27 protein-coding genes and 1 pseudogene are annotated in these 25,376 nt (G+C 39.9%); 6 read left to right on the forward strand and 22 right to left on the reverse strand.

Annotated features, from left to right (window positions below; genetic code table 11):
- From FIM44_RS03190 to FIM44_RS03205, 5 genes and pseudogenes are all read left to right on the forward strand, one after another.
- Window positions 1–225, forward strand: a 225-nt coding sequence (locus FIM44_RS03190; RefSeq protein WP_140579060.1) for an outer membrane beta-barrel protein, incomplete at its 5' end; no start/stop codon positions are given.
- 761 nt (window positions 226–986) lie between these two features.
- A pseudogene (locus FIM44_RS08605) lies at window positions 987–1,350 on the forward strand (hypothetical protein).
- Window positions 1,331–1,642: a type II toxin-antitoxin system YafQ family toxin gene (locus tag FIM44_RS03200; RefSeq protein WP_140579062.1), complete on the forward strand. Its 312-nt coding sequence runs from the start codon at window positions 1,331–1,333 to the stop codon at window positions 1,640–1,642. Before FIM44_RS08605 ends, FIM44_RS03200 begins: the two are co-directional and overlap by 20 nt.
- A gap of 103 nt (window positions 1,643–1,745) precedes the next feature.
- Window positions 1,746–1,892, forward strand: coding sequence for a hypothetical protein (locus FIM44_RS08470; RefSeq protein WP_194148686.1), 147 nt, complete (start codon window positions 1,746–1,748; stop codon window positions 1,890–1,892).
- Between the two features lie 112 nt (window positions 1,893–2,004).
- Window positions 2,005–3,150: a YbfB/YjiJ family MFS transporter gene (locus FIM44_RS03205; protein WP_140579063.1), complete on the forward strand. Its 1,146-nt coding sequence runs from the start codon at window positions 2,005–2,007 to the stop codon at window positions 3,148–3,150.
- 5 nt (window positions 3,151–3,155) lie between these two features.
- Here FIM44_RS03205 and FIM44_RS03210 read toward each other — a convergent pair whose 3' ends face one another.
- The 17 genes from FIM44_RS03210 to rplU all read right to left on the reverse strand — a co-directional run bounded on the left by FIM44_RS03210 (window position 3,156) and on the right by rplU (window position 17,236).
- Window positions 3,156–4,118 (reverse strand): CobW family GTP-binding protein, encoded by a 963-nt coding sequence (locus FIM44_RS03210; protein WP_140579064.1) that lies wholly within the window; start codon window positions 4,116–4,118, stop codon window positions 3,156–3,158.
- On the reverse strand, window positions 4,118–4,492 hold the full coding sequence (locus FIM44_RS03215) for a hypothetical protein (protein ID WP_100974138.1): 375 nt from the start codon (window positions 4,490–4,492) through the stop codon (window positions 4,118–4,120). The genes FIM44_RS03210 and FIM44_RS03215 overlap by 1 nt, the downstream gene beginning before the upstream one ends.
- 46 nt (window positions 4,493–4,538) lie before the next feature.
- Window positions 4,539–5,420 carry a polysaccharide deacetylase family protein gene (locus FIM44_RS03220; protein WP_140579065.1) on the reverse strand — a complete coding sequence of 294 codons (882 nt, stop codon included), beginning with the start codon at window positions 5,418–5,420 and terminating at the stop codon, window positions 4,539–4,541.
- 12 nt (window positions 5,421–5,432) lie between these two features.
- Window positions 5,433–6,317 carry a carbon-nitrogen hydrolase family protein gene (locus FIM44_RS03225; protein WP_140579066.1) on the reverse strand — a complete coding sequence of 295 codons (885 nt, stop codon included), beginning with the start codon at window positions 6,315–6,317 and terminating at the stop codon, window positions 5,433–5,435.
- An 83-nt stretch (window positions 6,318–6,400) separates the two neighbouring features.
- Entirely contained in the window at window positions 6,401–6,805 is a 405-nt protein-coding gene (locus FIM44_RS03230) for a hypothetical protein (RefSeq protein WP_140579067.1), read from the reverse strand.
- Window positions 6,806–6,820: 15 nt separating this feature from the next.
- Window positions 6,821–7,084 (reverse strand): AtpZ/AtpI family protein, encoded by a 264-nt coding sequence (locus FIM44_RS03235; RefSeq protein ID WP_031245722.1) that lies wholly within the window; start codon window positions 7,082–7,084, stop codon window positions 6,821–6,823.
- A gap of 5 nt (window positions 7,085–7,089) precedes the next feature.
- Complete coding sequence (gene hemL, locus FIM44_RS03240; RefSeq protein WP_140579068.1) at window positions 7,090–8,382, reverse strand: glutamate-1-semialdehyde 2,1-aminomutase; 1,293 nt, start codon at window positions 8,380–8,382, stop codon at window positions 7,090–7,092.
- Between the two features lie 9 nt (window positions 8,383–8,391).
- Window positions 8,392–8,946, reverse strand: a complete 555-nt coding sequence (locus FIM44_RS03245) for a YceI family protein (RefSeq protein ID WP_021174097.1) — start codon at window positions 8,944–8,946, stop codon at window positions 8,392–8,394.
- A 240-nt stretch (window positions 8,947–9,186) separates the two neighbouring features.
- The gene (locus FIM44_RS03250) at window positions 9,187–10,182 is read right to left on the reverse strand and encodes an alginate lyase family protein (RefSeq protein WP_140579069.1); all 996 of its coding nucleotides are present in this window, start codon (window positions 10,180–10,182) and stop codon (window positions 9,187–9,189) included.
- Between the two features lie 41 nt (window positions 10,183–10,223).
- The gene (obgE, locus tag FIM44_RS03255) at window positions 10,224–11,306 is read right to left on the reverse strand and encodes a GTPase ObgE (protein WP_140579070.1); all 1,083 of its coding nucleotides are present in this window, start codon (window positions 11,304–11,306) and stop codon (window positions 10,224–10,226) included.
- Window positions 11,307–11,325: 19 nt separating this feature from the next.
- The gene (locus FIM44_RS03260; RefSeq protein WP_140579071.1) at window positions 11,326–12,132 is read right to left on the reverse strand and encodes an ABC transporter ATP-binding protein; all 807 of its coding nucleotides are present in this window, start codon (window positions 12,130–12,132) and stop codon (window positions 11,326–11,328) included.
- The gene (locus FIM44_RS03265; protein ID WP_140579072.1) at window positions 12,129–12,992 is read right to left on the reverse strand and encodes an ABC transporter ATP-binding protein; all 864 of its coding nucleotides are present in this window, start codon (window positions 12,990–12,992) and stop codon (window positions 12,129–12,131) included. Before FIM44_RS03265 ends, FIM44_RS03260 begins: the two co-directional genes overlap by 4 nt.
- Before the next feature lie 11 nt (window positions 12,993–13,003).
- On the reverse strand, window positions 13,004–13,861 hold the full coding sequence (locus FIM44_RS03270; RefSeq protein ID WP_140579073.1) for an ABC transporter permease: 858 nt from the start codon (window positions 13,859–13,861) through the stop codon (window positions 13,004–13,006).
- Entirely contained in the window at window positions 13,861–14,865 is a 1,005-nt protein-coding gene (locus FIM44_RS03275; RefSeq protein ID WP_140579074.1) for an ABC transporter permease, read from the reverse strand. Before FIM44_RS03275 ends, FIM44_RS03270 begins: the two co-directional genes overlap by 1 nt.
- A 10-nt stretch (window positions 14,866–14,875) precedes the next feature.
- Window positions 14,876–16,525: an ABC transporter substrate-binding protein gene (locus FIM44_RS03280; protein ID WP_140579075.1), complete on the reverse strand. Its 1,650-nt coding sequence runs from the start codon at window positions 16,523–16,525 to the stop codon at window positions 14,876–14,878.
- Window positions 16,526–16,641: 116 nt separating this feature from the next.
- A complete protein-coding gene (rpmA, locus tag FIM44_RS03285; protein WP_000940618.1) occupies window positions 16,642–16,908 on the reverse strand; it encodes a 50S ribosomal protein L27 in 267 nt (88 codons plus the stop codon).
- 13 nt (window positions 16,909–16,921) lie between these two features.
- Window positions 16,922–17,236, reverse strand: coding sequence for a 50S ribosomal protein L21 (rplU, locus tag FIM44_RS03290; RefSeq protein ID WP_140579076.1), 315 nt, complete (start codon window positions 17,234–17,236; stop codon window positions 16,922–16,924).
- Window positions 17,237–17,477: 241 nt separating this feature from the next.
- Here rplU and flgL point away from each other — a divergent pair, with 241 nt between their 5' ends.
- The gene (gene flgL, locus FIM44_RS03295; RefSeq protein WP_140579077.1) at window positions 17,478–19,964 is read left to right on the forward strand and encodes a flagellar hook-associated protein FlgL; all 2,487 of its coding nucleotides are present in this window, start codon (window positions 17,478–17,480) and stop codon (window positions 19,962–19,964) included.
- A gap of 83 nt (window positions 19,965–20,047) precedes the next feature.
- Here flgL and FIM44_RS03300 read toward each other — a convergent pair whose 3' ends face one another.
- From FIM44_RS03300 to lysA, 5 genes are all read right to left on the reverse strand, one after another.
- On the reverse strand, window positions 20,048–21,067 hold the full coding sequence (locus FIM44_RS03300; RefSeq protein ID WP_001215709.1) for an aliphatic amidase: 1,020 nt from the start codon (window positions 21,065–21,067) through the stop codon (window positions 20,048–20,050).
- 193 nt (window positions 21,068–21,260) lie between these two features.
- A complete protein-coding gene (locus tag FIM44_RS03305; RefSeq protein ID WP_140579078.1) occupies window positions 21,261–22,940 on the reverse strand; it encodes a bifunctional chorismate-binding protein/class IV aminotransferase in 1,680 nt (559 codons plus the stop codon).
- The gene (locus tag FIM44_RS03310; RefSeq protein ID WP_140579079.1) at window positions 22,941–23,813 is read right to left on the reverse strand and encodes a DUF2156 domain-containing protein; all 873 of its coding nucleotides are present in this window, start codon (window positions 23,811–23,813) and stop codon (window positions 22,941–22,943) included.
- A gap of 13 nt (window positions 23,814–23,826) precedes the next feature.
- Window positions 23,827–24,117: a chorismate mutase gene (locus FIM44_RS03315; protein WP_001171389.1), complete on the reverse strand. Its 291-nt coding sequence runs from the start codon at window positions 24,115–24,117 to the stop codon at window positions 23,827–23,829.
- 4 nt (window positions 24,118–24,121) lie between these two features.
- On the reverse strand, window positions 24,122–25,339 hold the full coding sequence (gene lysA / locus FIM44_RS03320; protein WP_140579080.1) for a diaminopimelate decarboxylase: 1,218 nt from the start codon (window positions 25,337–25,339) through the stop codon (window positions 24,122–24,124).
- Window positions 25,340–25,376: the final 37 nt, after the last annotated feature.

Genomic DNA, 25,376 nt, shown 5'->3' on the forward strand with positions numbered 1-25,376 from the left:
AACGCTAAAATGAATGTGGCGAATTTCCAATTCTTATTCAATTTAGGCTTGAGGATGAATTTAGCCAGGGCTAAGAAAAAAGGTAGCGATCATGCAGCTCAGCATGGCATTGAACTAGGCGTGAAAATCCCTACCATTAACACGAACTACTATTCCTTTATGGGGACTGAACTCAAATACCGCAGGCTCTATAGCGTGTATTTGAATTATGTGTTTGCTTACTAAGCTTTTGTGAAACTCCCTTTTTAAGGGGTTTCTTTTTTTAAACCCTTTTTTTTTAAACTTTCTCTTTTAAGGGATTTCTTTTTAAAGCTTTTTTAAATTCTTTTTTCTAAATTCTTTTTTTGAAGTCTTTTTTTTAAAGGGATTTATTTTTAAAGCTTTTTTAAATTCTTTTTTCTAAATTCTTTTTTTGAAGTCTTTTTTTTAAAGGGATTTATTTTTTAAACTCTTTTTTTAAAGCTTTTTTTAAACCCTTTCGTTTTTAAACTTTCTTTTTTGTAGGGGTTTGATCTTTTTTGCTGATCCCCACTGCTTTCGCTTTTTAATCTTTGAGTTTTATTTTTTGGGGGGGTTGATGCAAAATCCTTTTTAGCGTTTAGTCAGTGAAAAACTTGACGCTAAGTTAAGCGATAATCTCTTAGAAAGTGCTTTTTTTATAGGGGGATTAAGTTGGAGATTAAAAGGGAGAGAGAACGATCTCAAAGCGCTTTCTATATTCTCAAGAAAATAAAATAAAACTTTAAGAACTTTAATAAAATGAGTTTTACAATAAAATGAGAGCTAGAACGATTATTTTTCACTAATAGAACTTTTTTTTCAATCCGCTTCTTTTTAATTTTTTGATCTTTAATTTTTTAATCTTTAATTTTTTCATTAACTTCCCAATCCGCTTTTCAATCTTTAAGTTTTGATTTCTAACTTTTTAATCTTGCTCTATCGCTTGCGCTATAATGAACTAATCTTATATTTTTAAAGGAATAAATATGCCAAACACCACCAACAAAGATTACACCCAATACAGCCAAAGACAGCTTTTTAATCTCATGAATAAGAAAGAACAAGAAATTGAAAAGCTAAAAAGAGATAGGGCGTATCTTGAAAAAAAATGGCTAAAGAGCTAGAAAAAAAGATAAAGGTTTTAAAAATAAGTCAGAAGAGTTGAATAAAATCTTACAAGAAATCAACAAAATAGCTAATGATTATTGTTTTTGGTATGAAACTCCAAACCTTGAAACGCAACAAGCCATGAGAGGTGCACTCAACAAAGAAACCGATTTGATTGTTGAGGATTTTTCTAGTTACAGCGATGAAAGAAAAAAGGCTTTAGGTGTTGAAGCTCAATCTTAAAAAATCTTTTCAAAAAGATTTTGATAAATTGCTTTTGAATGGGTTTGATGATAGCGTTTTGAATGAAGTCATTCTAACCTTAAGAAAGAAAGAACCATTATCCCCACAATTTCAAGATCATGCCTTAAAGGGAAAATGGAAGCCTTATAGAGAATGCCATATCAAAGCTGATGTTTTGCTTGTGTATTTAGTGAAAGATGATGAGCTTATTTTGTTAAGGTTAGGCAGTCATAGTGAGTTGTTTTATAAACTACCCATAACACTTAAAAAGAATGCAACAATCGCATGTTAACTCTAAACCCTATTAAAAAAATAACTTAAGCGTTCAACTCTACTTTTTCTCAGTGATACTCTCCTTTAAGCCTAGCCCATAGTTATTAGCGTCTGTTTCAGCAATGAAAACCACCGCAAAGAAGCCTTATTCTAGTAAAAGCCTTGTTTTTATGAAGCGCTTTGGACACAAGCTCTATAACGCTAATAACCAACTCTTTTTCATTCAATCGTGGGATAGCCCTTTAATGATACACGCACTCACTAAATAGCATGAACGCTCCTTGAATTTATTCTCATCTCGCTCCCATTATGCGCTATCAATTAACAAGTTTCAATATAATACAAGATCTTTTTATAACTTGTCATGTGTTAAGGATCAAAATGCGCGTGTTTGTTTGCTTTTTAGGGGTTTTTGTGTCTAACGGCTTGGCTCGTTTTGGCTATGTGGTTTTAATCCCCCTACTCATTTTATCAGGGAGTTTAACCCCACACCAAAGCTTCCAACTGGGTATTGCGGTGTTAATGGGCTATGTTTTTGGGAGTTTTTTAATCCAATTTTTAAGCCCGTTAATGTCATTAGAAAGCATCGCTAAAATCAGTTTTGGCTTGATCGCTTTGAGTTTTTTAGTCTGTTATTTTGATAGTATCCCTTTCTTTTGGCTTTGGATTTGGCGTTTTATCGCCGGTGTGGCCAGTAGCGCGTTAATGATTTTAGTCGCTCCTCTCTCTTTGCCCTATGTCAAAGAACATAAAAAAGCCTTAGTGGGAGGGCTTATTTTTAGCGCTGTAGGCATTGGATCTATTTTTAGCGGGTTTGTTCTGCCTTGGATCAGCTCTTATAATATCAAATGGGCATGGATTTTTTTAGGGGGCAGTTGTCTGATAGCCTTTATCCTTTCCTTAGTGGGGTTAAAAACCCGTTCTTTAAGGAAAAAATCCGTTAAAAAAGAAGAAAGCGCGTTTAAAATCTCCTTTCATTTGTGGTTATTGCTCATTTCTTGCGCGCTCAATGCGATTGGTTTTTTACCGCACACGCTTTTTTGGGTGGATTATTTGATCCGTCATTTAAATATCTCCCCCACTATCGCTGGGACTTCATGGGCGTTTTTTGGCTTTGGTGCTACGCTTGGCTCTTTAATCAGCGGCCCCATGGCTCAAAGGCTAGGGGCTAAAGAAGCCAATATCTTTATCCTCATTTTAAAATCTATCGCATGCTTTTTACCCATTTTTTTCCACCAGATCTCTTTACTCAATTTAAGCATCTTCATAATGGGAGCGGCCACAACAGCCAATATCAATTTATTCAGCATGATGGCTTTAAAAATTGCAGGCGCGAAGCATTTCGCTAAAGCGTCTTCGTGGGTGGTGTTTTCTTTTGGCATTTTCCAAGCGCTTTTCTCGTATCTTTTTACGATCTTTTTAGGGGATTTGGGCTATGTTTTGATTTTTGTTATTTGTGGGGTGTGTTTGGTTTTAAGCTTCATCGTTCTTTTCCCTATTAAAATGCAAACAGCTATCCATAAATAGAAAAATTATGGGGTTTCAAAACCCTTAATGCCGAGAAAATCCTTAAAACCTTTTAAGGAATTTAAGATTTTTTCACGCTCTAAATGACGCATGATAAAAACGAGGTTAGAGCCGTTTTGATCCTTTAAAATATGCTTAGGCGGGTAAATGACATGCATCACGCCGTTAATACTCACTAAAAGATCACTTCCAATATCAATAATCCCCTTTATGCGTAAAATCTGCGTGCCGTATTGATGCAACAACAAACTCAGCCAGATCCCAAACGCACTCCATTCCATCGCCCCTTCAAAATTAATGCTTAAAGTTTCAAAGCCTTGCGAGTGCGAATCTTTTGCTGGCAAGATCGCACGATGCACCCTATTTTTGCGTGAAAAGAGGCTCTCATAGTTTATCGCCCTCTTGTCAAAAATTTCCGCGCTAGGGTTAATGGCTTGCAAGCGCTCTTTTAATTTGATTAAATCCCCGCTGTCGTTTTGCAAATCCGTTTTGGTCAATAAAACGCTATCAGCAAAAACGATTTGCTCTTTAGCTTCATTGTTGGTTAAATGCACTCTAGCATTCAATGCATCCACGCAAACCACCACGCTTTGAATTTCAAAATGTACCCCTAAAAAAGTGTCGCTCAAAATCGTCCATAAAATCGGTGCAGGGTTGGCTAAACCGGTGGTTTCAATGATGATGCGCTTTAAAATTTCGCCACGCCACTCATAATTATTGAGCACGGCTTTTAGAGATTCCACCAAATCCATGCGTTTGTTGCAACACACGCACCCTGCGTTAAGATAGAGCATTTTTTCACCGCAATATTGAACGCTTAAGATGCGTTGATCCAAAGCGACTTGACCGATTTCATTGATGATAAGAGCGACGCCTTGGTGATCTATTTGGTTTAAATATTCGCTTAAAAAACTCGTTTTACCGCTGCCTAAAAAACCGGTGATGAGCGTGATAGGGATTTTGGGCATCAGTGAATGGCGTTTGTATTTTGATTTAGAAACGCTAACAGATGAGAATCTAGCGCGTCCATCTCTTTTTTGGCTAAGTTTTGTGCCTTATCCCACAAATCGCCCAAATCATTCACCATCACGCTCTGCCCTTTTTTATCGCACAGCACAAACTTCGCACCTTGCCAATCATTAATTTTTAGCCCATAAAACGCCAGGATTTGATTGAGCAATCTTACTCGTTTGAACCGTGCTCTTTTGCGTTCTCTGGCGTTTTCATTCGCACTAATAAGTGCATTTGGCTCTCTCAAATTCTCATTCTCATAACTATCGCTCCCATAAGTCCCATCGGTCCAATGAAAAGAACTGATAAGCTCCCCGCATAAAACGCACATCTTCCAACCTTTTAATCAAACGCCAAAAACCTTTTTGGCGTTACCGCTATTTTTTTCTGGGGTTTCGTTTTAAGAAATCATCAGCGATTTCATTGAATGTTACCCAACGCACGCCCTCGTGCTTGTTGATATGCTCAATGATTTTTTCATGCATGAGCAACACTTGCGGACGGGCACTCACATCAGGGTGGATTGTCATGCTAAACACCGCATAATCCATCTCACGATAAACCCAATCAAATTGATCGATCCACATTTGTCCTATATCGTGCGGGCTTACAAAACCAAAACTATTGGGGGATTTTTTGATAAACATCATCGGCGGCAAATCGTCCAAATACCAGTTCGCAGGGATTTCCACCAGATCGGTTTCCACCCCACGGATTAAAGGCTTCATCCAATCCTTAGCTTCTAAACTATAATCAATCTTGCTCCAACTATCCCCCACGCGCACATAATAGGGCGTAAAATCATTGTGCATGAGCGAGTGGTCGTATTTGAAGCCGTGTTTTAAAAGCAATTCATTAGTGATATTGGAAAACTCCCACCACGGTGCCACATAGCCTGTGGGGGTTTTGCCGGTGAGATCTTTAATCAATTCAACGCTTTTTAACAAAACATCTTCTTCTTGCTTAGCGCTCATAGCGATAGGATTTTCATGCGAATACCCATGCGCGCCCACTTCATGCCCTGCACCCACGATCATTTTCATTTGCTCAGGGAAAGTTTCAATAGAATGCCCAGGCACAAACCAAGTCGCAGGGAGATGGTATTTTTTAAACAATTTCAAAAGCCGTGGGATCCCCACTTCCCCAGCAAAAAGCCCGCGCGAAATATCATCAGGTGAATCCTCCCCACCATAGCTCCCTAGCCAACCAGCTACCGCATCAATATCCACGCCATAAGCCACTAAAATTTCTTTTGCCATAATCGCTCCTTTTTAAGTGAGTTTTCCAAACCCCTTTTTGGTGAGTTTGGTGTCAAAATCTTGTAAATAAGGGATTTTTTGGCGTTGCAGTGCCACTTCGTTTAAATCCATTTCAGCGATAATGACTTCATTAAGCTTGGTGGCTTGCACGATGATTTTCCCATTGGGCGCGATGATTCTTGAATCGCCGGCAAACTCTAGCGTTTGTTTTAATTGAGCGTTAGTTTCTTCCCCACTATGATTGCACGCACACACAAAACAGCCATTTTCTAACGCTCTAGCTTTGCTCAATAAATCCCAATTATAAGCCCTAGCTTTGCCAAACGCGCTAGGATAAATTAAAACCTCTGCCCCTTGTAACGCAAGCAAATTCGCACCCACGCCAAAGCCGATTTCATAGCAAATTTGCAAACCCACTTTCGCACTAAAATCCCCAAAATCCAGCGTAAAAACCTCGTATTTTTTGCCCCTTTTGAAGCACGATTTTTCATCGCCCCACAAATAAATCTTGCGGTGCTTTCCAACGATCCCGCCTTTTGGTGGAATGATATAAGCGCTGTCGTAGAATTTTTTGTTCGTTTTTTCAATGCTGCATGCCACTAGATGCACTTTATTAGACTTTGCAAAATCGCTTAACGCTCTCAACGACTCGTTTTTTAGCGTTTCCTTTCCATGCTCTATCGCTTTAAGATTTATCCCAAACTCTGCATCCTTATCATTCACGCAATAACCGCTATCAAATAATTCCGGTAAAACAATGAGATTCGCACCTTTGTTGTGGGCTTCTTTGGCTAGGTTGAGCGCTAATTGCAGGTTTTCATTTAAGGCGTAGGGTTTGGATTGCATTTGAATCACGGCGGTTTTTAGGATTCTTTTAGCGGGATTTTTTGTTTTCAAGATCCACTCCCATTTTTGTTTTTATTGTATAGGATTAAAAATTAAAAGAGGGTTAAAGGGGTTAAAATCCATAGGAGTTTGTGTCAAAACTTACCATTATTGTTTAAGAATCGTAATAACGCACTAGAGAGCGAGCTCACAAACACGCCGATAAGAAACGACAATCCGTTAAAAAGATGCAAGAATAAAAGCGTTCCTAAAATGCCTAGTAAAACCCCATACCCCCCTAAACGCCACACATTGAAAGACATTTCCAAACCCAGAGCGAATTTTTGGAATTTTTGCTTTTCTTCTTTTTCTCCTGAATTTTGTTTCCTTAAATCCAAACGCTTTTTAACGCCGTAATACGAAGACAACGCCACGATAAAAAACCCTAAAAACCCCCCTTCAAAATTCAAAACCCCTTGAAACGCTTGGAAAAAATAAACGATGATCGCGCTAACTATATTGACAGAAAGCAAAATAAGCAAGCATTGGATTTGGCACATGGGATTTGATTGGATTTATTTTGTTTTGTTTTGCGTGTATTTAGGGTCTTTGGCTAATTCTTCATAATCTTTTTGCATGCTTTTATAAGCTTTATAGACATTGAGAAAGCTCGCTAACACGCCCCAAATAACCCCAAGCCAAAAAAGCCACGAAACATGAGTGAGCTTTTTAAGCCCATAGCCTATAGCCACGCCCATAAGGATCGCTACCACCATAGAAAGCCCCAAGCTCAAATAATTCGCCCCCTCTATGAATTTATAATACTTTGGCTTTTTCAAAAAATTCACACACCTTTTATGATTTCATCAAAACTTTCATCAGCCTTTGCAACCACCAAATCAATCATTTCTTCAGTCATAGGCTCACAAATAAAGCCGGTTTCAAAGCTTGAACATGCCAAATACACGCCCTTAAAGAGCATTTTTTGGTGGAATTTCGCAAACATTTCTGTATCGCTTTTTAAAGCGCCATCAAAATCGCACACCGCATTTTCGTTAAAGAAAAAGCCAAACATGCTCCCCATATTGAGCGTTTGTAAAGCGATGTTATAACTTTGAGCACTCTTTTTTAAACCTTGAGTCAAACGAACGGCTAAAGCGTTTAAGCGAGTATAAAGGGTTTTGTCTCTTTTGATTTTATAAAGCGCACTCAACCCCGCGCACACCGCTAGGGGGTTACCGCTTAGTGTGCCTGCTTGATACACCCCTCCAATGGGCGAAAGCAAGTCCATAATTTCCGCACGCCCCCCAAAACACGCCAAAGGAAGCCCCGCGCCTATCACCTTACCAAAGGTTACCAAATCCGGCACCACGCCATAAAATTCTTGCGAACCGCTCAAACTCGCTCTAAATCCGCTCATCACTTCATCTAAAATCAGCACCGCTTGGTATTTTTCACACAAGGCCTTTAAGCCCAGTAAAAACTCTTTTTGAGCCGGCACTAACCCCATGTTCCCGGCAATGGGTTCAATGATGACACACCCCACATCGCCTTTTTTAAAGCATTCTTCTGTGGAGTTTAGATCGTTATAACGAGCCACTAGAGTGTGTTTGCTAAAATCGTTCGGCACGCCTAAAGAAGAAGGAGAGCCAAAAGTGGCACACCCACTACCCGCTTTCACCAATAAGGAGTCGCTATGCCCATGATAGCACCCTTCAAATTTGATCAAATCGTCTTTTTGGCTATAAGCTCTAGCGAGTCGTATCGCGCTCATGGTCGCTTCTGTGCCGCTATTCACTAAACGCACCTTATCTAAGCCTTCATAACAAGAAATGACTTCCTTAGCTAAAGTGGTTTCTAACTCTGTGGGAGCACCAAAAGAAGTGCCTTTTTTTAATGTATTAATAATATTTTCTTCAATTTCTTCATCAGCATGCCCAAAAATCAAAGGCCCCCAGCTTTGCACAAAATCTATATAATGGTTGTTATCCACATCATAAAGATACACCCCCTTACCCTTTAAAATAAAGGGGGGAGTGCCTTTAACGCTCTTAAACGCCCTCACAGGCGAATTGACCCCCCCAGCGATCACCTGCTTGGCTTCATTAAAATCATTAATGCTGTGCAACAACTCCATGATTTTAAATTATCCCTTAATCATGCTTTCAAATTGGATTTCCACTTGCGACCAAGTCAAGCCCTCATGAAAACTCTCGCATCGTTTAGCCAAGCTCGCTAATTCGTTTTTCAAGCCAAAACTCAATAGATCCAAAACCCCTTTAACCACGAGCTTATCCTCAGCAATCGTGTATTGCATAGGCACTTTCACCAGCTTTTCATTCATCCTCACATAAGCCGTAAGAGAACCTTCATGATCGCCTTCTATCACATTTCTAAAAGTTACTTTGATGTTAGTGTTTTTAAAAAGAGCGAAAAAAGCTTCTTTAACATTTTTATTTTTCAATTCATCGCCTAAATTGACTTTCAGGCTATCCATGCTCGCGCTTGCCCCTTCTAAAAGGGTTTTTAAACTATCTTGAGATTTACCCAGTTTATAAGTGATGCTTTCAAAGCTCCCATTTACTGGCGTTTTAGCCTTAGTTTTAAAGGCTGTCCATGTTAGCTTAGCCGAAGATAAATCCAAATTCACCGCTTGCAAAAACCCTGCTAGTAAAACCGATACCAAAACCATTTTTTTCATTCATTATCCTTTAATGTGGTCTTATCAATAACGCTTATTATTTTAGTGTAAATAAGCACGCTTACAACTAAAACGATTCATTTTGATAATCATTTGCACTCTAAAGACGACTCAAGAGATACAATTGCGTTTATTTTAAACTCTTTTTGTAAATAATGCTAACTGAATCAAACTTTCTAAAACCATTCATAAAAAGGTTAAAGCGCATGGCTATCGCTATAATCTTGAATACAAAACAATTCATGGCGATCGGAGTTTCAACCTGAAACCATCTTCATGCAAATCGCCTTGCTTTAAAAGCTCATCCGCGCTAGGACTAGAATAATGCTTAGCTAAAATAATGAAATAGGCGTTGTTATGCACCCCAATAAGGTTAGGCTGGAAATAAGGGAAAGTTTCAGGGTTTAAAATCCATGTTGCGGTCTTGTTATACGCTACAGAGAGCCTTTGCCCGGCTCCACTACCCCACAGATCATACCCGTTCTCAAAAAGCAATTCGCCTGATATGGTCAGTGCAAGAAGCGCAAAATTGGTATAAGCTATCCCCTTAATGCCCTTTGTAGGGCCGCCATGATAATCGCTCGTATCGCTCCTAGTGATCGCGCTAGCAATAACCCCACTCTCATCTATGGCTTTAAATACCCACTCTTGCCACCGATTAGCGCTGTTTTGCAAAAGGGCATTATCATCTAACGCTAGCGCAGAACTCACATCAAAAAGAATGCCCCACGCCCCATGGTTAGTGTTAAGAGCTGATTGAGAATACTGGTGCATCCGCTTAATGAAATCTTCATATTCTGGGCTAGGAAACGCCTTTTTGACAAACCAATAAGCCATGTTCATATAAGGCATGTAAAAATTGATATTATCCTCGCTCTGATAAGTATCCACGCTTTGAAGCTCTTCAGCCCAAGCGTTTAAAATTTCTATAGCTTTTAAGCCGTATTGTTCGTTTTCGCTCACCACATAGCCTAGCGCTAAGTCATAAGACATGAGAGCGGATTTTTTAAAACTCTTTGTGCAGACATCAGGCTCTCTAACCCCAGTAGAAGTGTAGTGTTTTGATGCGTTAAGTTGCGTGCATGGCTGTATTGTTTGGGAGAGTTTTTCATCAAGATGGAGTTTTTGGGGCAAGTCTGTAGATTTAAAATCCCTAAAAAAGTAATCTTGCTCAGCGTGAGCTTGAACGCAAACGCAAACAAACATGAACGATAAAAACAAAACAAATCTTTTCATTCCTCGCCTTTATTTTAATGGATTATTTTAAAAATAGCGTTTTAGGGTAACGCTTCCAACAACACAAATTTAAGCGCATGCGTATTAAGGGTGCTAACCGCTGAAAGGGGTAAGACAAAGAGCGCTGATTTTTCATTAGGGTGTTTTTCAAAATCGCTGGTTAAATGGGGGTGTAAAAACCCTAAATACGGCTCTAAATCAAACGCCTCTAATTTTTGCGCTTCTAAGTTTAAAAAGGTGCAAAAATCCTTAGTCATCTTATCAATGTTTTCTACAACATCGCATTTATTGAGCAACACCCCAAAAGGCTTATTGGCCAAAGCGGGTGAAAATTTTTCCAGCTCCAATCTCAAGCGTTGGTATTGCTCTTTAATGCCCAAATCCAACCTAGAAGCGTCTAAAACAAAAGCTAGAACTTTGGTGCGCTCAATATGCTTTAAAAAGCTAATCCCTAAGCCTTTTCCTTCACTAGCCCCTTCAATGATGCCAGGAATATCAGCCATTAGAAATCCGCTTTTCTCATCTACGCTCACCACCCCTAAATTAGGCACCAGAGTCGTAAATTCATAATTAGCGATTTTAGGCTTAGCGTTAGAGATTGTGGAAATGAGCGTGGATTTACCCGCATTAGGGAAGCCCACTAACCCTATATCAGCGATGAGCTTTAATTCCAAACGCACGCATTTTTCAACCCCCTCTAGGCCTTTTTGTGCGTAAGTGGGTTGTTGTTTAGTCGCGCTTTTAAAATGCGCATTCCCTAACCCCCCCTTGCCTCCTTTTAAGGCTAACACCCTTTCTTTAGGTTCCACTAAATCAAGCCACAACTTATCACCTACAAAAACTTGCGTTCCTGGCGGCACAACAATAATCTTGTCTTCGCCCTTTTTGCCTGCGCAATTTCGCGTGCCTCCTGGAGCCCCGTTTTTAGCCTTATGGTGTTTGGTGCCTCTAAAACTCGCTAGAGTGTCGGTATTGTTATCCACTTCAAAATACACATCGCCCCCATCGCCCCCATCGCCCCCATCAGGGCCTCCCTTGATGACAAACTTTTCTCGCCTAAAACTCACCATTCCAGGCCCCCCCTTACCCGAAGCGATGATAATTTCCACGCTATCTACAAACACAGCTTAAAAATCCTTTCTTTTATTTGGCAAACCTTTGCATGGATTTTTCCAAATGCGGCACCGCATTGAGTAATTTCTGCGTATAAGGGTGCTTTGGAGCGCTTATCACGCTATCCACATCTCCCGTTTCTACGATTTGCCCCTGATTCATTACGATGATTTTATCGCTTATATGCTCCACTACCCCTAAATCATGGCTGATAAAAATATAAGTCAGCCCCATTTCTTTTTGCAAATCCAAGAGCAAATTCAACACTTGCGCCTGAATGGACACGTCTAACGCAGACACAGGCTCATCGCAAATCACCACACTAGGATGCAAAATGAGCGCCCTAGCAATGCCAATTCGTTGCCTTTGACCGCCTGAAAATTGGTGGGGGTAACGATCGATCCATTCTAATTTTAAGCCCACTTTTTGCATGATCTCTAGCACTTTTGTTTTGATTTCTTTTTTTGAAAAATGAGAATTTAAAAGCAAGGGTTCAGCGATGATCTCGCCCACTTTCCACCGAGGGTTCAGGCTAGAATAAGGGTCTTGAAAAATCATTTGCACCTTTTTGCGGTAATCAAACCAATCCTGTTTGCTGAAATGCAAATGGCGCTTACCATTGAAATAAATCGCTCCGCTGTCTTGCCTTTCAATCCCGGCTAAAATTTTGGCTGTCGTGCTTTTCCCGCAACCGCTCTCCCCCACAATGCTTAAAACTTCATTTTGTTCCACTTCAAAACTAATCCCATTGAGCACATGAATCACTCTTTTAGGCTTGAATAACCCCCTGTCTATCGCATAGGATTTTTTCAATTCTTTAATTTCTAAGAGCTTCATCGTAACTCCTTTTGGAAACTCAAATAATCTGTATTCTCATCCACGGTTTCTAAGCGTTTTTTGCGGTATTCTTTGCCCGGTTTAGGAATCGCGCTTAAAAGAGCTTTCGTATAAGGGTGTCTTGGATCAGCAAAAAGCTCTTTCGCGCTCGCTTGCTCCACCACATGCCCTTTATACATCACCACCACTTCATCAGCGATTTGCGCCACCACGCCTAAATCATGGGTGATAAACAAAATAGAAGTGCCTTTTTTTTGTTGCAATTCTTTCATCAATTCTAAAATCTGCGCTTGAATGGTTACATCTAACGCTGTCGTCGGCTCATCAGCGATCAAGATTTCAGGCTCACACACCATAGCCATAGCGATCATCACCCTTTGGCGCTGCCCTCCACTGAGATTGAAAGGGTATTCATGGTATTTGTCCCCTGCATAGGGAATACCCACGCGCTCTAACTCATAAACCACCCTTTCTAAGCGTTCTTTTTTATTAAGGTTAGGGTGGTGGATTTTTAGCACTTCATTGATTTGAAACCCCACCGTGTAGGAAGGGTTTAGGCTCGTCATAGGCTCTTGAAAGATCATGCCAATTTTTTTACCTCTGATTTCTTTTTGCATCTGTTTTTCTTTGAGTTGCAACAAATCCTGCCCTAAAAATTGAATGCTCCCCCCCACAATTTGACCCGGTTTTTCAATAAGCCCTAAAATAGAGAGCGAAGTGATGCTTTTCCCGCTCCCGCTCTCCCCTACAATGCAAAGCGTTTGAGACTTTTTCAAGCCAAAACTCACGCCATCTACTGCTTTATTCACGCCCTTATCGGTGAAAAAATAAGTTTTTAAATCTTTAACTTCTAAAATCATGCAAGCTCCTTTTAAGAGGCGCGTTTAGGATCTAAAGCGTCCATGATGCCATCGCCCACCAGATTAAAACTCATAACTGTTAAAAAAATCATCACCCCAGGGAAAACAAGCATCCAAGGAGCGGTAGCGATATATTGCATGGAGTTTATAAGCATCGCTCCCCATTCAGGTTTGGGAGGTTGGGCCCCAAGACCTAAGAAGCTCAGCGCGGCCGCTTCTAAAACCGTGGAAGCAAAACCCATTGTTGTTTGCACGATCAAAGGGATAATGCAATTAGGGAAGATCACCTTACACATCAAACGAAGATGCGAAGAGCCATTGATTTTAGAAGCGATCACATATTCTTTTTCTTTTTCGCCCAACACGGAACTGCACACCAATCTCGCAAATCCAGGAATCCCCACAAACCCAATAGCGAGCATGGCGTTAGTGAGTGAAGGCCCTAACACAGCGACCACAATCACGATCAATAAAATAGAGGGCAAAGCGAACATAATGTCCATGATACGCATGATAATTGCATCTGTTTTCCCTCCAAAATACCCCGCTATTAGCCCTAGTATCGTGCCAAAAAAGACCGCAATCCCCATAGAAACAATCCCTATGGTTAAAGAAATCCTAGCCCCATAGATCAAGCGGCTCAAAATATCGCGCCCCAAATCATCGGTGCCTAAAAGGTATTTAACATTCCCCCCATGCTCCCATATGGGTTTTAAAAGGCGATCTTGCGCGTTTTGTGCATAAGGATCATGCGGGGCTAAAAGGGGCGCAAAAATCGCGCAAACCACCAATAAAAGCACAATCCATGCGCCAACCACTGCCGCTTTATTTTTTTTGAATTGTTGGATAAATTCTCTAAAAGACTCCATTATGACAACCTTATTCTAGGATCAATAAAAGCGTATAAAATATCCACTAAGAGATTAGCCCCAATATACATCATGGCAATAATCAAAGACATGGATTGGATAATCGGGAAATCGCGCTGGTTGAGCGCATTAACGATCCACTTACCAATCCCAGGCCATGAGAAAACCGTTTCAGTTATCATGCTCCCCCCTAAAAGCCCGGCCAGCATCAAGCCTGCGATAGTTGTTACAGGGATTAAAGCGTTACGCAAAGTGTGCACAAAAATCACCCTAAAGGAGCTACACCCCTTAGCTTTAGCGGTGCGCACATAATCTTCTTTAGACACTTCTGCCATGCTCGCACGAGTCATTCTCGCAATAACAGCGGTAGAAACCGTGGCTAACACAATACTAGGCAAAATCAAGTGCTTGATCGTATCCACAAACGCCCTATAATCCCTTGCGATCAAGCTGTCTATCAAATAAAAACCTGTAGGGCCATCTAAATAATACACATCGCTCAAACGCCCAAAAACAGGCAACCACCCCAATTGCACGCTAAAAATATAAATCAGCATGAGCCCTAGCCAAAACACCGGCATAGAAATCCCGGCTAAAGCGAAAGTCATGCTGGAATAATCAAACACGCTATAGCGTTTGATTGCGGCTAACACGCCAACACTGATGCCCAAAACAAGAGCCATAAACAGAGCGATCAAAGCCAATTCCACCGTAGCCGGGAAGCGTTGCAAAAACTCATGCATCACAGGCTCACCAGTCATGATAGAAGCGCCAAAATTGCCATGCAACACATTATTGATAAAGAAAAAATACTGCTCTATCAAAGGCTTATTCAAGCCAAATTGTTCCCTTAAAGCGTCAATAGCGGCTTGATTGGCCTTTTCGCCTAAAATCACTAACGCCGGATCTCCTGGCACTAAATGCACCATCATAAACACAATGATACTCACCCCAAACAGCGTGGGGATCGCCCACAAAATACGCTTAATGATAAAACTCAGCATACAACCCCTTTTACTTTTCTAAATACACTTTAAAGAAGCGATTTACGCTCACTCCGGTCGTTTTATAGCCTTTGACTTTAGACAAATGCGGCACCACTGAATAAGGGTAGGCTAAAGGGACATAGGGCGCATCTTTATGGATAATTTCTTGAGCCTTTAAATAAAGGGCTTCCCTCTCTTTTTGATCCGAAACCCGTTTAGCCTTTACAAGAAGATCTGAAAAGGCGTCGCTCTTATAAAAGGAACCATTTTGAGTGGGTATAGCTGAGGCTGCTTGCTTGCTCCATAAGGTGTATAAGAAATTATCCGGATCCGCAATGTCTGCCATCCAGCCTGCAAACGCCATTTCATGCTCGCCTAAGCCCGTTCTTTTCAAATAAGCCCCCCATTCATACACTTCAATTTTCACGTCAATGCCAATTTTAGCCAGGCTCGCTTGTATGAACACCGCTCCTTTTGGGTTACGGGTGGCAGTGGTAAAAATAGTGGTTTTAAAGCCGTTAGGATACCCCGCTTGCTTCAATAACTCTTTAGCCTTTTTCAAATCGTATTCATAGGGTTTGATGTTGTAGTTATAACCCCATATGGTGGGCGGGAAAGGATTGACCATTTTTTGGGCAAAGCCTTCATAAAGCACCTTGATGTAATCATCAACATTAATCGCATGGTTGATAGCTAAACGCACTAAAGGGTTGTTAAAATACTTTTTTTGCGTGTTCAATGAAAGCCAACTTGCCAACAACCCAGCACTCTTATCCACCACGATATTAGGGACTTTTTCTAACTGCTCCACTTCATTGAGGTTAGGCCCGGTCATGAGCATGATTTCACCGGTGCGCAACGCCAAAGCGCGAGTGGAAGGATTAGGAATGGTGCGCACCACCACCTTATCCAAATAAGCTTTAGGCCCCCAATAATCTTGATTTTTTAAAAGAATGATTTTTTCATCTTTATTCCATAAAAAGAATTTGAAAGGCCCTGTCCCAATAGGCTTTTTAGCCAACTCGTCTTTTTTATTATTTTGTTCTAAATAATCAGCGTAATCCTTACTCAAAATGCTCAAAAAATCCATGCCTAAATTAGCTAAAAACGGAGCTTCTGGCCCATTAAGCGTGAATCTAATGGTATAGTCATCTAAAGCTTCAATGCTCTTAATAATATGAGACATGCCCATGCCTTCCCAGTATTTATAGCTTTTAGCCCCCGGACTATAGTATCGTTTAGCCTTATCCATCTGGCGCTCAAAAGAAAACAGCACATCTTTAGCGCTAAACTCCACTTTTTTATTCCAATACTTCGTCTGGTGGAAATAAACCCCTTTGCGTAAATGAAAGGTATATACAAGACCATCTGGGGATATTTCCCAACTTGTCGCTAAGGCTGGTTCAATTTCTGTGGTGCCGTATTTGAATTGCACGAGCGTGTCATAAATATTGCCCGTTGCCACATAGCTTTCGCCATCAGTCACTAAGGCCGGATCCATGCTTGAGCCATCAGCGCCTCTAGCAAAAACTAAAACGCCTCCAAAACGCTTTTGCTCTTCAACAGAAACATTTTCTTTAGATGGATTAAGAGTAGCGTTTGGGCTTTCTGAAGCTTTCAAAAAAGACCCAAACAACAAAAGAAAAAAAAACAAACCCTTAACAAAAACATTATTCATAAGCCAATCTCCACAACAAATTCTATAAAGGATAGAGATCTAAATTATAAATATTTTATGGCGTTTATAGGCGTTTAACAAACACCCAAAAGTTTAATTGACCCTTAAAGGTTACCCTACTCCCCAAAATTTTGACTAACCACAGAAACCTTCTTGCGGTTTCTGTCTTTATGCTCAAACTTCACAACGCCATCGATGAGCGCATATAAGGTATGGTCTTTCCCCATGCCCACATTATTACCAGGATGCATTTTAGTGCCTCTTTGGCGCACGATAATATTCCCTGCTCTCACAAATTCTGAGCCAAATTTTTTCACGCCTAAGCGTCTTCCTGCAGAATCTCTGTTATTCTGCGTGCTCCCTTGACCTTTCTTGTGTGCCATTGTTTAATACTCCTTATGCTACAATTTTAGTGATTCTAACACGAGTGAAATCTCTTCTAAAACCACGCTTGGTTTTGCTGTCTTTTCGGCGGCGTTTTTTGAAAGTGATGACTTTTTTGCCACGCCCTTCATTGATCACTTCCGCTTCAATTTTAGCCCCATTCACAAAGGGTTTCCCGCAAGAAAGTTTGCCCTCTTTGGATACGGCTAACACTTCCATTAATTCCACTAAAGCCTTAGGCTCTTTATTCATTTTATCTAGTAAAACAATATCGCCTTCAACGACTTTATATTGCTTACCGCCATGCTTGAATATTGCGTATGACATTTCTATTCCTTAAAAATTGAACGCTCTTTTTAAAATAAACGCTTATTATAGTGAGTATTTGCTAAAATTTAACTTTAAATTTAGATTAAATCCACATTAAAAGAATTTTTTTACTCAAAAACACCCCATTTAACCCGCCATTATTAACCCGCATTGCCCCATTCAAACCACTCACAATTGTTATTAACTTGTTTTGGAATACTTTTAGCTTGTTTGTTAAAAAACCAATAAGGATTTGATCATGCGCGTTACCTTTGGCTCAAAATACAACCAAATGAATAACTATCAAAACGCTTTACAAAATAAAATCAACGACGCTAACACGCAGATCGCTTCAGGGCTAAAAATCCGTTATGGCTATCAAAACAGCAACATTAACAACCAGAATTTAAAATTCCAATACGAAGAAAACACCTTAGATCAAGGCATTGATGTGGCTCAAAACGCTTACACTTCAACGCTCAATACCGACAAAGCCTTGCAAGAACTTTCTAAAACGATGGAGACTTTTAAAACCAAGCTCATCCAATCCGCTAACGATGTGCATTCAGAAACTTCTCGCGCCGCTATCGCTAACGATTTGGAACGCTTGAGGGAGCATATGATGAATGTCGCTAACACCTCCATAGGAGGGGAATTTTTATTTGGGGGCAGTAAGGTGGATAGACCTCCCATTGATAGCGAGGGGAAATACCATGGCAATGGCGAAGATTTAAACGCGCTCATCAGCTCCGATAACCTTGTGCCTTACAATATCAGCGGGCAAGATTTGTTTTTAGGCGCAGATAAAGACAAACACAAACTCATCACCACCAACATCAAATTATTCAATCAAAACAAGCTCCACCCTGATGTGATGGACGCTTTAGAGCATTCTTCATTACCTGAAGAAGTTTTTATTAAACCCAGCGATACCTTGCGAGAACTCATCGGCGATAACGATAAAGACCCCACCAATGACCCTAAAGAATTTTTTTATTTGCAGGGCATTAGGCCTGATGGCTCTAGTTTTAAAGAAAAATTCGCGCTGGATAAAGCCTATCAAAATCAAAAAAGTGCGACTAAAGTGAGCGATTTGTTGGATAGAATCGGTCATGCTTACGGGAACACTTCACAAAATAAAGTCGTGGATGTGAGTTTGAATAATTGGGGGCAAATTGAGATTAAAAACCTAACGCCTGGCAGTGAAAATTTGGATTTTCATTTGATTTCTAGCGATGGGGATTTTGATGATTTAGACGCCTTGCGTTCGAGCGGTAAAAGGGTTACTGAATACGTCAAAAGCGCGTTTGTAACTGATAGGAGTTTGAGCCAAGTTAAAGCGGTGCCTAACATGTATAATCCTAAAGTTCTTGAAATCCCTAGCGTGTTTGTAACTAAAGACAATGTTTTAGCCAACAAAAACACTAAATTGAGCGAGATTTTTGGCGATAGCGTGCAAACTTTAAAAATCAATGCCAGCCGTTCGGATGAAACAAGCGCTATTAAAATCCCAAACCTCCCTGTTAATTTGGATATTCCCATTCTTTTAGATGTGAAAAATTCTACGATTAAAGATTTGAAAGATACAATTAAAGAACGCTTCAATAATGAAGTGGATGTGGAAATTGCAACAAACGGGCGTTTGAGGATTATTGATAATTCTTCTAACCAATCGCCTATTTCTTTTGTTTTAAGCGCTTTAGATCAAAAAGGGCTAGAAGTGGCCGGTATCCCTACTAATAACGCGAGCGAATACCAAAAAACCTATTTCAATAAAGAAGGGGCAAAATTAGAAAGCAATGTGGCCCAAATCGCTCAAAATGGCGCAGCTAACGGATCTACTAAACTGAGTGAAATGGCTAAGGGGAGTTTAGAAAATAGCGTTTTTGACATGAAATTAAACGATGTGAATGGTTCGTTTTTAAAAGCGCAAATGATCTTGGATAATAATGGGGCTTTTTTAAGTTTGCCCAATGGCGTTAAAATCCCGCTTTATGACCCCACAAGCGCTAATATTCAAGCTTCTAAACCCAATGAAGTAACTTATAGGCAACTTATGGATGCGATGAGTATCGCGCTCAATTACAGCAATACTGACCCCGCCATCTACCAACAAATCAGCGATAACCCTACTTCAAAAGAAAGCAAGGAGCGCTTTATTGAGTTGTTAAAACAAGCTAAAGACAACCTTTCTGTTGATTTGAATGAAGAGGGAAAAGTCATTATCCAAGACAACATGCATTCAAACACCAAAATGCAGTTCATGCTTTTTGATAAAGACGCGAACGATTTTTCTCAAAACGCCTTGCACAGCGACAAACCAAGCCTTAAATTAAACGCTAATAACGCTCTAGTTATTGACAAGCCAAGCGTGAATTTTTTTGATCAATTAGAAAATATCATCACTTCGGTAAGAAAAGGGATTTATCGCCCGGACGCTTTAGGGGATACTTATTCTAGCGACATGCGTAATTTAGGCATTCAAAACGGCATCACCCTTATGGATCACTTGAGCGATCACATAGAAAAAATGATCGCTAAAAACGGCGCTCATGGTAAGGCGTTTGAAAACATTATCAGGCGTAATGAAGTTTTAAAAACGCAAGTTCAAAGCATTCGTGGGGAAACGACCGGCACGGATATGGCAGAAACTTACAATAAATTTTCCAATCTCACCAACAACTATAACGCTGTTTTAGCTTCCACGAACAAAATCAATAATCTGTCTTTAACGAAATATTTGTAGTCTTTTGGTGGTTTTTAAGCGTTCCAAAAAGAGGTATTAAAAATGCTTTTAAGCTTCTATGAAGCCCCCCCTCCTTTTGCCCTTTATTTCGTGGGCAAATCGCCTACAGGACAAGCGGCCACACCCACGCTCGGGCGAGTGAATTTTTCTACATTTTCTTGAGCTTTTTTGGGATCATTCACCCAAGTTTTATAGAATTCAAAAGGGCATTCCGCCACACCCTTATCCCCATCGCCACTAGCAAAAACCCCACTATAACCTCTGTGTAAGAGTTTGAAGAGTTGGTTTTGGCTTTGATCGTATTTTCTCGCGTCACGGATTTGTTGCACAGAAAGTTGAGCGTATTGAAGACCATTTTCTTCTTCCCCGCATTCGCCCAAAGTATGCCCGTCAAAACCAATAATGCTAGAATGCCCAAAATAGGAATACACCCCATCAAAACCGGTCGCATTCGCTACCGCTACATAACATTGATTAGCCCACGCCATAGCTTTCACGATCGCAATTTGTTGCTCTTTAGCCGGATACATGTAACCTTGACAGCGCACAATGAGTTCTGCCCCACGCATCGCGCAATCGCGCCAAATTTCAGGGTAGTTCCCATCATCGCAAATAATCAAAGAAACTTTCAAGCCCTTAGGCCCATCAACCACATAAGTTTTATCCCCAGGATACCAGCATTCAATAGGACACCAAGGCAAGATTTTGCGGTATTTTTGCACGATCTCGCCCTTATCATTGACAAGAATCAAAGTGTTATAGGGATTCTTTTTAGCTTGCTCGTGTTTTTCCCCAGTCAAAGAGAACACTCCCCAAACCTTGTTTTTCTTACAAGCCTCAGCAAAGATTGCGGTTTCTTCTCCAGGAACGCTTGCAGCTGTGTCAAACATTTCTTGTCTGTCATACATAATCCCATGCGTGCTGTATTCAGGGAAAATAATCAGATCTAACCCGGGCAAACCTTGTTTGACCCCACCAATCACCTTAGCGATATTGCGACAATTTTCCAACACTTGCTCTTTAGTGTGGAGTCTAGGCATCTTATAATTAACTACCGCTACACCCACAGTATCTGGGCTGCTACTAATATCTCCATGTCTCATATTATGTTCCTTGTTTTTTGATGAGAGTTCCTACAAACCCTCTATTTGGATTTATAAAATAATTGTGTAAATGGATCTATAATGAATATGAAAACTTTAATTATTACGATTATTGCGGGCGAGTTTTAACTTTTTTGCTCTATTTAGTAACCTATTTCTAAAAAATGAGGTTTTAGTTACTCTATTTTTATGGTTATTTGATTTTCACTTCCACTAAGCCGTATAGCGCGTTGATACAATAGATTTTAGCCGCTCTTTGCAAGTCTTGCAATTTCAAAGGGGCATGCTCAACAAGACCTTTTTTTAAAAGCCCCATTACACCCGTCCCGTTTAACGCGCCCGCGCTGAAATAAGGGGTTAAAAGCCTGTTATGGATTTCTAAAATAAGATTGCTCCTAGTGCCCTCAGTGAGTTCTAGATCCTGGTTATAAAAGATTTCATCAAAAATAACGCCTTTTTTAATGAGCGCTCGAGCGTTTTGATAAAAAGGGGCATAAGTGGTCTTGTGGTATAAAAAATCATTGTGTTTATCAATGGGGGCTTCACTCAAACGGATTTCTAGGCTTTTTAAAGGCTCTAGGGGCTTATATTCTTTAATGAGCTTGCCCTTTTTGTTGAGTAAAACCCTTAAAACCCCTTCTTTTTCCAATTCAAAGTCTAAAAGATTGTCATCGTATTTAAAGTTAAAATATTGAGCGCTACTAATAAGGCGTTCTTTATGGGCGTTTTTATTGTTAATCTCTAATTTTTGATCCTTTTTGATAATTTTCATCGTCTCCACGATCTCAAATTCTATTTTGGGCATCACAAAAAAGCTTTTTAAAAAGCTCTCTTCATATTCTTTTAGCGCTTTACTTTGATAAGTTACCCCACTCCCTACCCCCAAATGCAAAAAATTTTCATGCGCTCTTTTTTCTAAAGTGCGGATAGGCACGCTAAAAAGGGCCTTTTTTCCTTCAACCATGCCTATCGCCCCGCAATACACCCCCCTAGGGCGTTTTTCTAAATCTTCAATGATTTGCATGGTTTTTATTTTAGGGCATCCGGTCACAGAGCCGCAAGGGAACAACGCCTTAAAAATCTCAAACAAACTGGTTTTTAGGGGCAATTTTGCTTCAATCTCGCTTATCATTTGATGCACGCTAGGCAAGCTGATGATTTCAAACAATTGATTGACTTTCACGCTATTTTTTAAGGCCAAGCGGCTCAAATCGTTACGCAATAAATCCACAATCATCACATTTTCGCTTCTGTTTTTGTCGTCATTTTGCAAGAACAATCGGTTTTTTTCATCTATTAAGGGGTTTTTTGAGCACACGATCGTGCCTTTCATGGGTTTTGTAATAATCTTAATCGCTGTGTCCAAAAACTCTAATTCAAAAAACAATTCCGGCGAAAAGCTTAAAACACTCCCAAACTCATTTTCTATCAAAGCCTTAAAAGGCGTATTTTGGTTGTGTATCACTTCCTTAAAAACGCGCTTTGGTTTGGCTTTAGTGTCTAAAAATAAATCCATCGTGAGATTCACTTGATAGGTATCGCCATTTTTTAAATGCTCTTTAACGGCTTTAAACTGCTTGAAATAAGTTTCTTGATCTAAAGGGCTGTGGATTTTAGGGTAAAACGCATGCTCTTTTAAAGGCTCTAAAGAGTATTTTTTTCTTTCTAAAAATTGTTCAAAATACAAAAAAGGGGTTTGGCTTTGAAAAGTTTCATCTAAAAACGCTAAACGCGCTTCGTATAAAAGATACCCTACAAAATACCCCTTCCCCCTATTTTGAGAGATGAAATCCAGGGCGTTTTTAAGCTCATTAAGATTAGTGGCGGTGAGTTTTTTAACGCTTTTTTGATATTTAAAATCCCCAAAAATCATTTAATTTCTAGCAACCGCTTCGTATTTGTCTATCAAAAACACCGGGTTATAGCTCATTTTAGACCTTCTTAAACCCTCTAATCCTAGATCTTCTTCTCTGTTAGCGTAAGTTAGATGGCTAAATTCATTCAAAAGCAATTGCTGGTTGATGATTTGATACGCGCCCACAATATCTGTGCGGGCTTTTTCAATGTGGATGAGTGCACTCTCTTCGTTTAAAACTTCTCCAAAACTAAACGAGACTATTTCTCCATTCACCCTAATAAGCCCCCCCTTTAAATCCAAGCTTTCATAATTTTCTAACACGCTTTGAATGCCCTTATTTTCGTTGATTAACCCTATATCATCGGTCCGGCTTTCTAAAAACCACGCTTTAGAGGCTTCTAAAACTTCCTTTTTATTTTGAGGAGAAATTTTTTCATAAACAAAATTCGCATAGTTGGTTAAAAACTGGTTTAGGTGGTTTTTTTTCTTATGGTATTTTTTCCCTTTGAGCGCGATCAATTCTTCAATAGAATAAACGTAATCGCTCCTGTCTCTGTTGTAAGTGAAATCAAACACCCCTACAAAATTGTCTTTCAAATCGTCTTTTTGCTCTAAAGTCAGGGAGTGGAATCTTAAATTTTTTTCTCGCTTCAAAAGCTCTTTTACGCATTCATGCGGCCTCTTACCGATAGGGTAGAAATAAAAGGGTTTTTGATTTTCATAAGTGGTTTGAATCACCAAACAATCCCTAATCACAGCCACTTGAATGAGCCTTGCATGCTGCCATAAAAAGCAATTGGTAAAACTCACATCTGATAACACGATTTTTTGAGCGCTTAAAAACCTTGAAAACAAGTCCTTATGCGCTAGGGTAATTTTTTCAAACATGACCAACTCTCTTTTATTTTTTTAACTCTTTTAGGGCGTTTTCTTGAAATTTTCTAGAAATCTTAAAAACCTCTGCATAAAAACCCGTAAGAATTTCTCCATTCAAATGTTTGAAGTCCCTTTGGCTGAGTCGTTTTAAAATTTCTCGCTCTCTTTTAGGGCAATAAATGGGGCTTTCTTGTTTGATGAGAGCGATTTTTAAAGCGATTTCTAAGCGTTTGTCTAAAAGATCGCTCAATTCATTATCCAGCGCATCAATTTCAGCCCTTAAATTTTCTAAAAGACTATCCAAATTCTTTTGCATCTAATCAAACCCCTTTTAAGCCTTCTTCTTCTAGCCGCCATAAATCTTCTAAAGCCTCTCTTTTTCTTATCACTCTGATTTTGTGATCTTCTAGGGCTAATTCTAAGAGTTTGGGGCGCGAATTGTATTGACTGGCCATGCTAGAGCCATAAGCCCCAACCTTTTCTATGGCTAATTTATCGCCTGGCTCTAATTCTGGCAAATGGACATCTTTTAAAAAAGTGTCGCTGCTCTCGCACACAGGCCCTACCACATCGCAAGGCGAAATCTCACGCCCCCTACAAGGCGTTATGACCCTTATGGCATGCTTAGCATGATACAAACTGGGGCGTAAAAAATCATTCATGCCCGCATCTACGATTACAAAGCGCTTGTTTTGAGCCTTTTTTTCATACAAAACCTGCGTGATCAATTCCCCACTCTCAGCCACGATCGAGCGGCCCGGCTCACAAATGATAGTCAAATCCAAGCCTTGAAGCGCGTTTAAAATCCCTTGTGCGTAATCATAAAGCTTGATAGTCTCTTCATTTTCATAGCTCACGCCAATCCCTCCGCCCACATCAAAAAAACGCAAATCTATCCCTAGCGCTATCAAAGATTTAGCGATTTTAGCCACCTTTTGGCTCGCTTCTATAATCGGCTCTAAATCTAAAAGCTGCGATCCGATATGAAAATGCACGCTAACAGGCTCTAAAAACGCGCTTTTTTTAGCCCAAAGAAACATTTCTAAAGCTTCTTTTTCTCCCACGCCGAATTTATTTTCTTTCAAACCGGTAGAAATATAGGGGTGCGTTTTAGCGTCAATGTTAGGGTTGATTCTAATGGAAATCCTGGCCTTTATCCCTAAAGATTGAGCGATTGTTTCAATCGTTTTTAATTCCATAAAACTTTCCACATTCAAAAATAAAATGTTGAGTTTTAGGGCTTGTTCTATTTCAAACGCACTCTTACCCACCCCGCTAAACACGATCTTATAAGGCTTGATCCCAGCTTTTAAAGCCCTATATATCTCGCCTATGGAAACGCAATCCGCCCCGCTCTCTAAATGCGCCAATAAAGAGAGGATACTCAAATTGGAATTCGCCTTTAAAGCGTAGCAAATCAAAGATTTACGCCCCTTAAACGCTTCTTTATAATTCAAAAAAGCCTGTTTGATTTTGTCAAAATCATAGAGGTAAAAAGGGGTTTTGTGAGTTTGAAACAGCTCTTCATAATTAAACATGGAAAAACCTAACCATAAAATTTGAACGAAGCATTAT

Origin of the sequence: Helicobacter pylori (assembly GCF_006440215.1) — a bacterium.
GTDB classification, from domain to species: Bacteria; Campylobacterota; Campylobacteria; order Campylobacterales; family Helicobacteraceae; genus Helicobacter; species Helicobacter pylori_CS.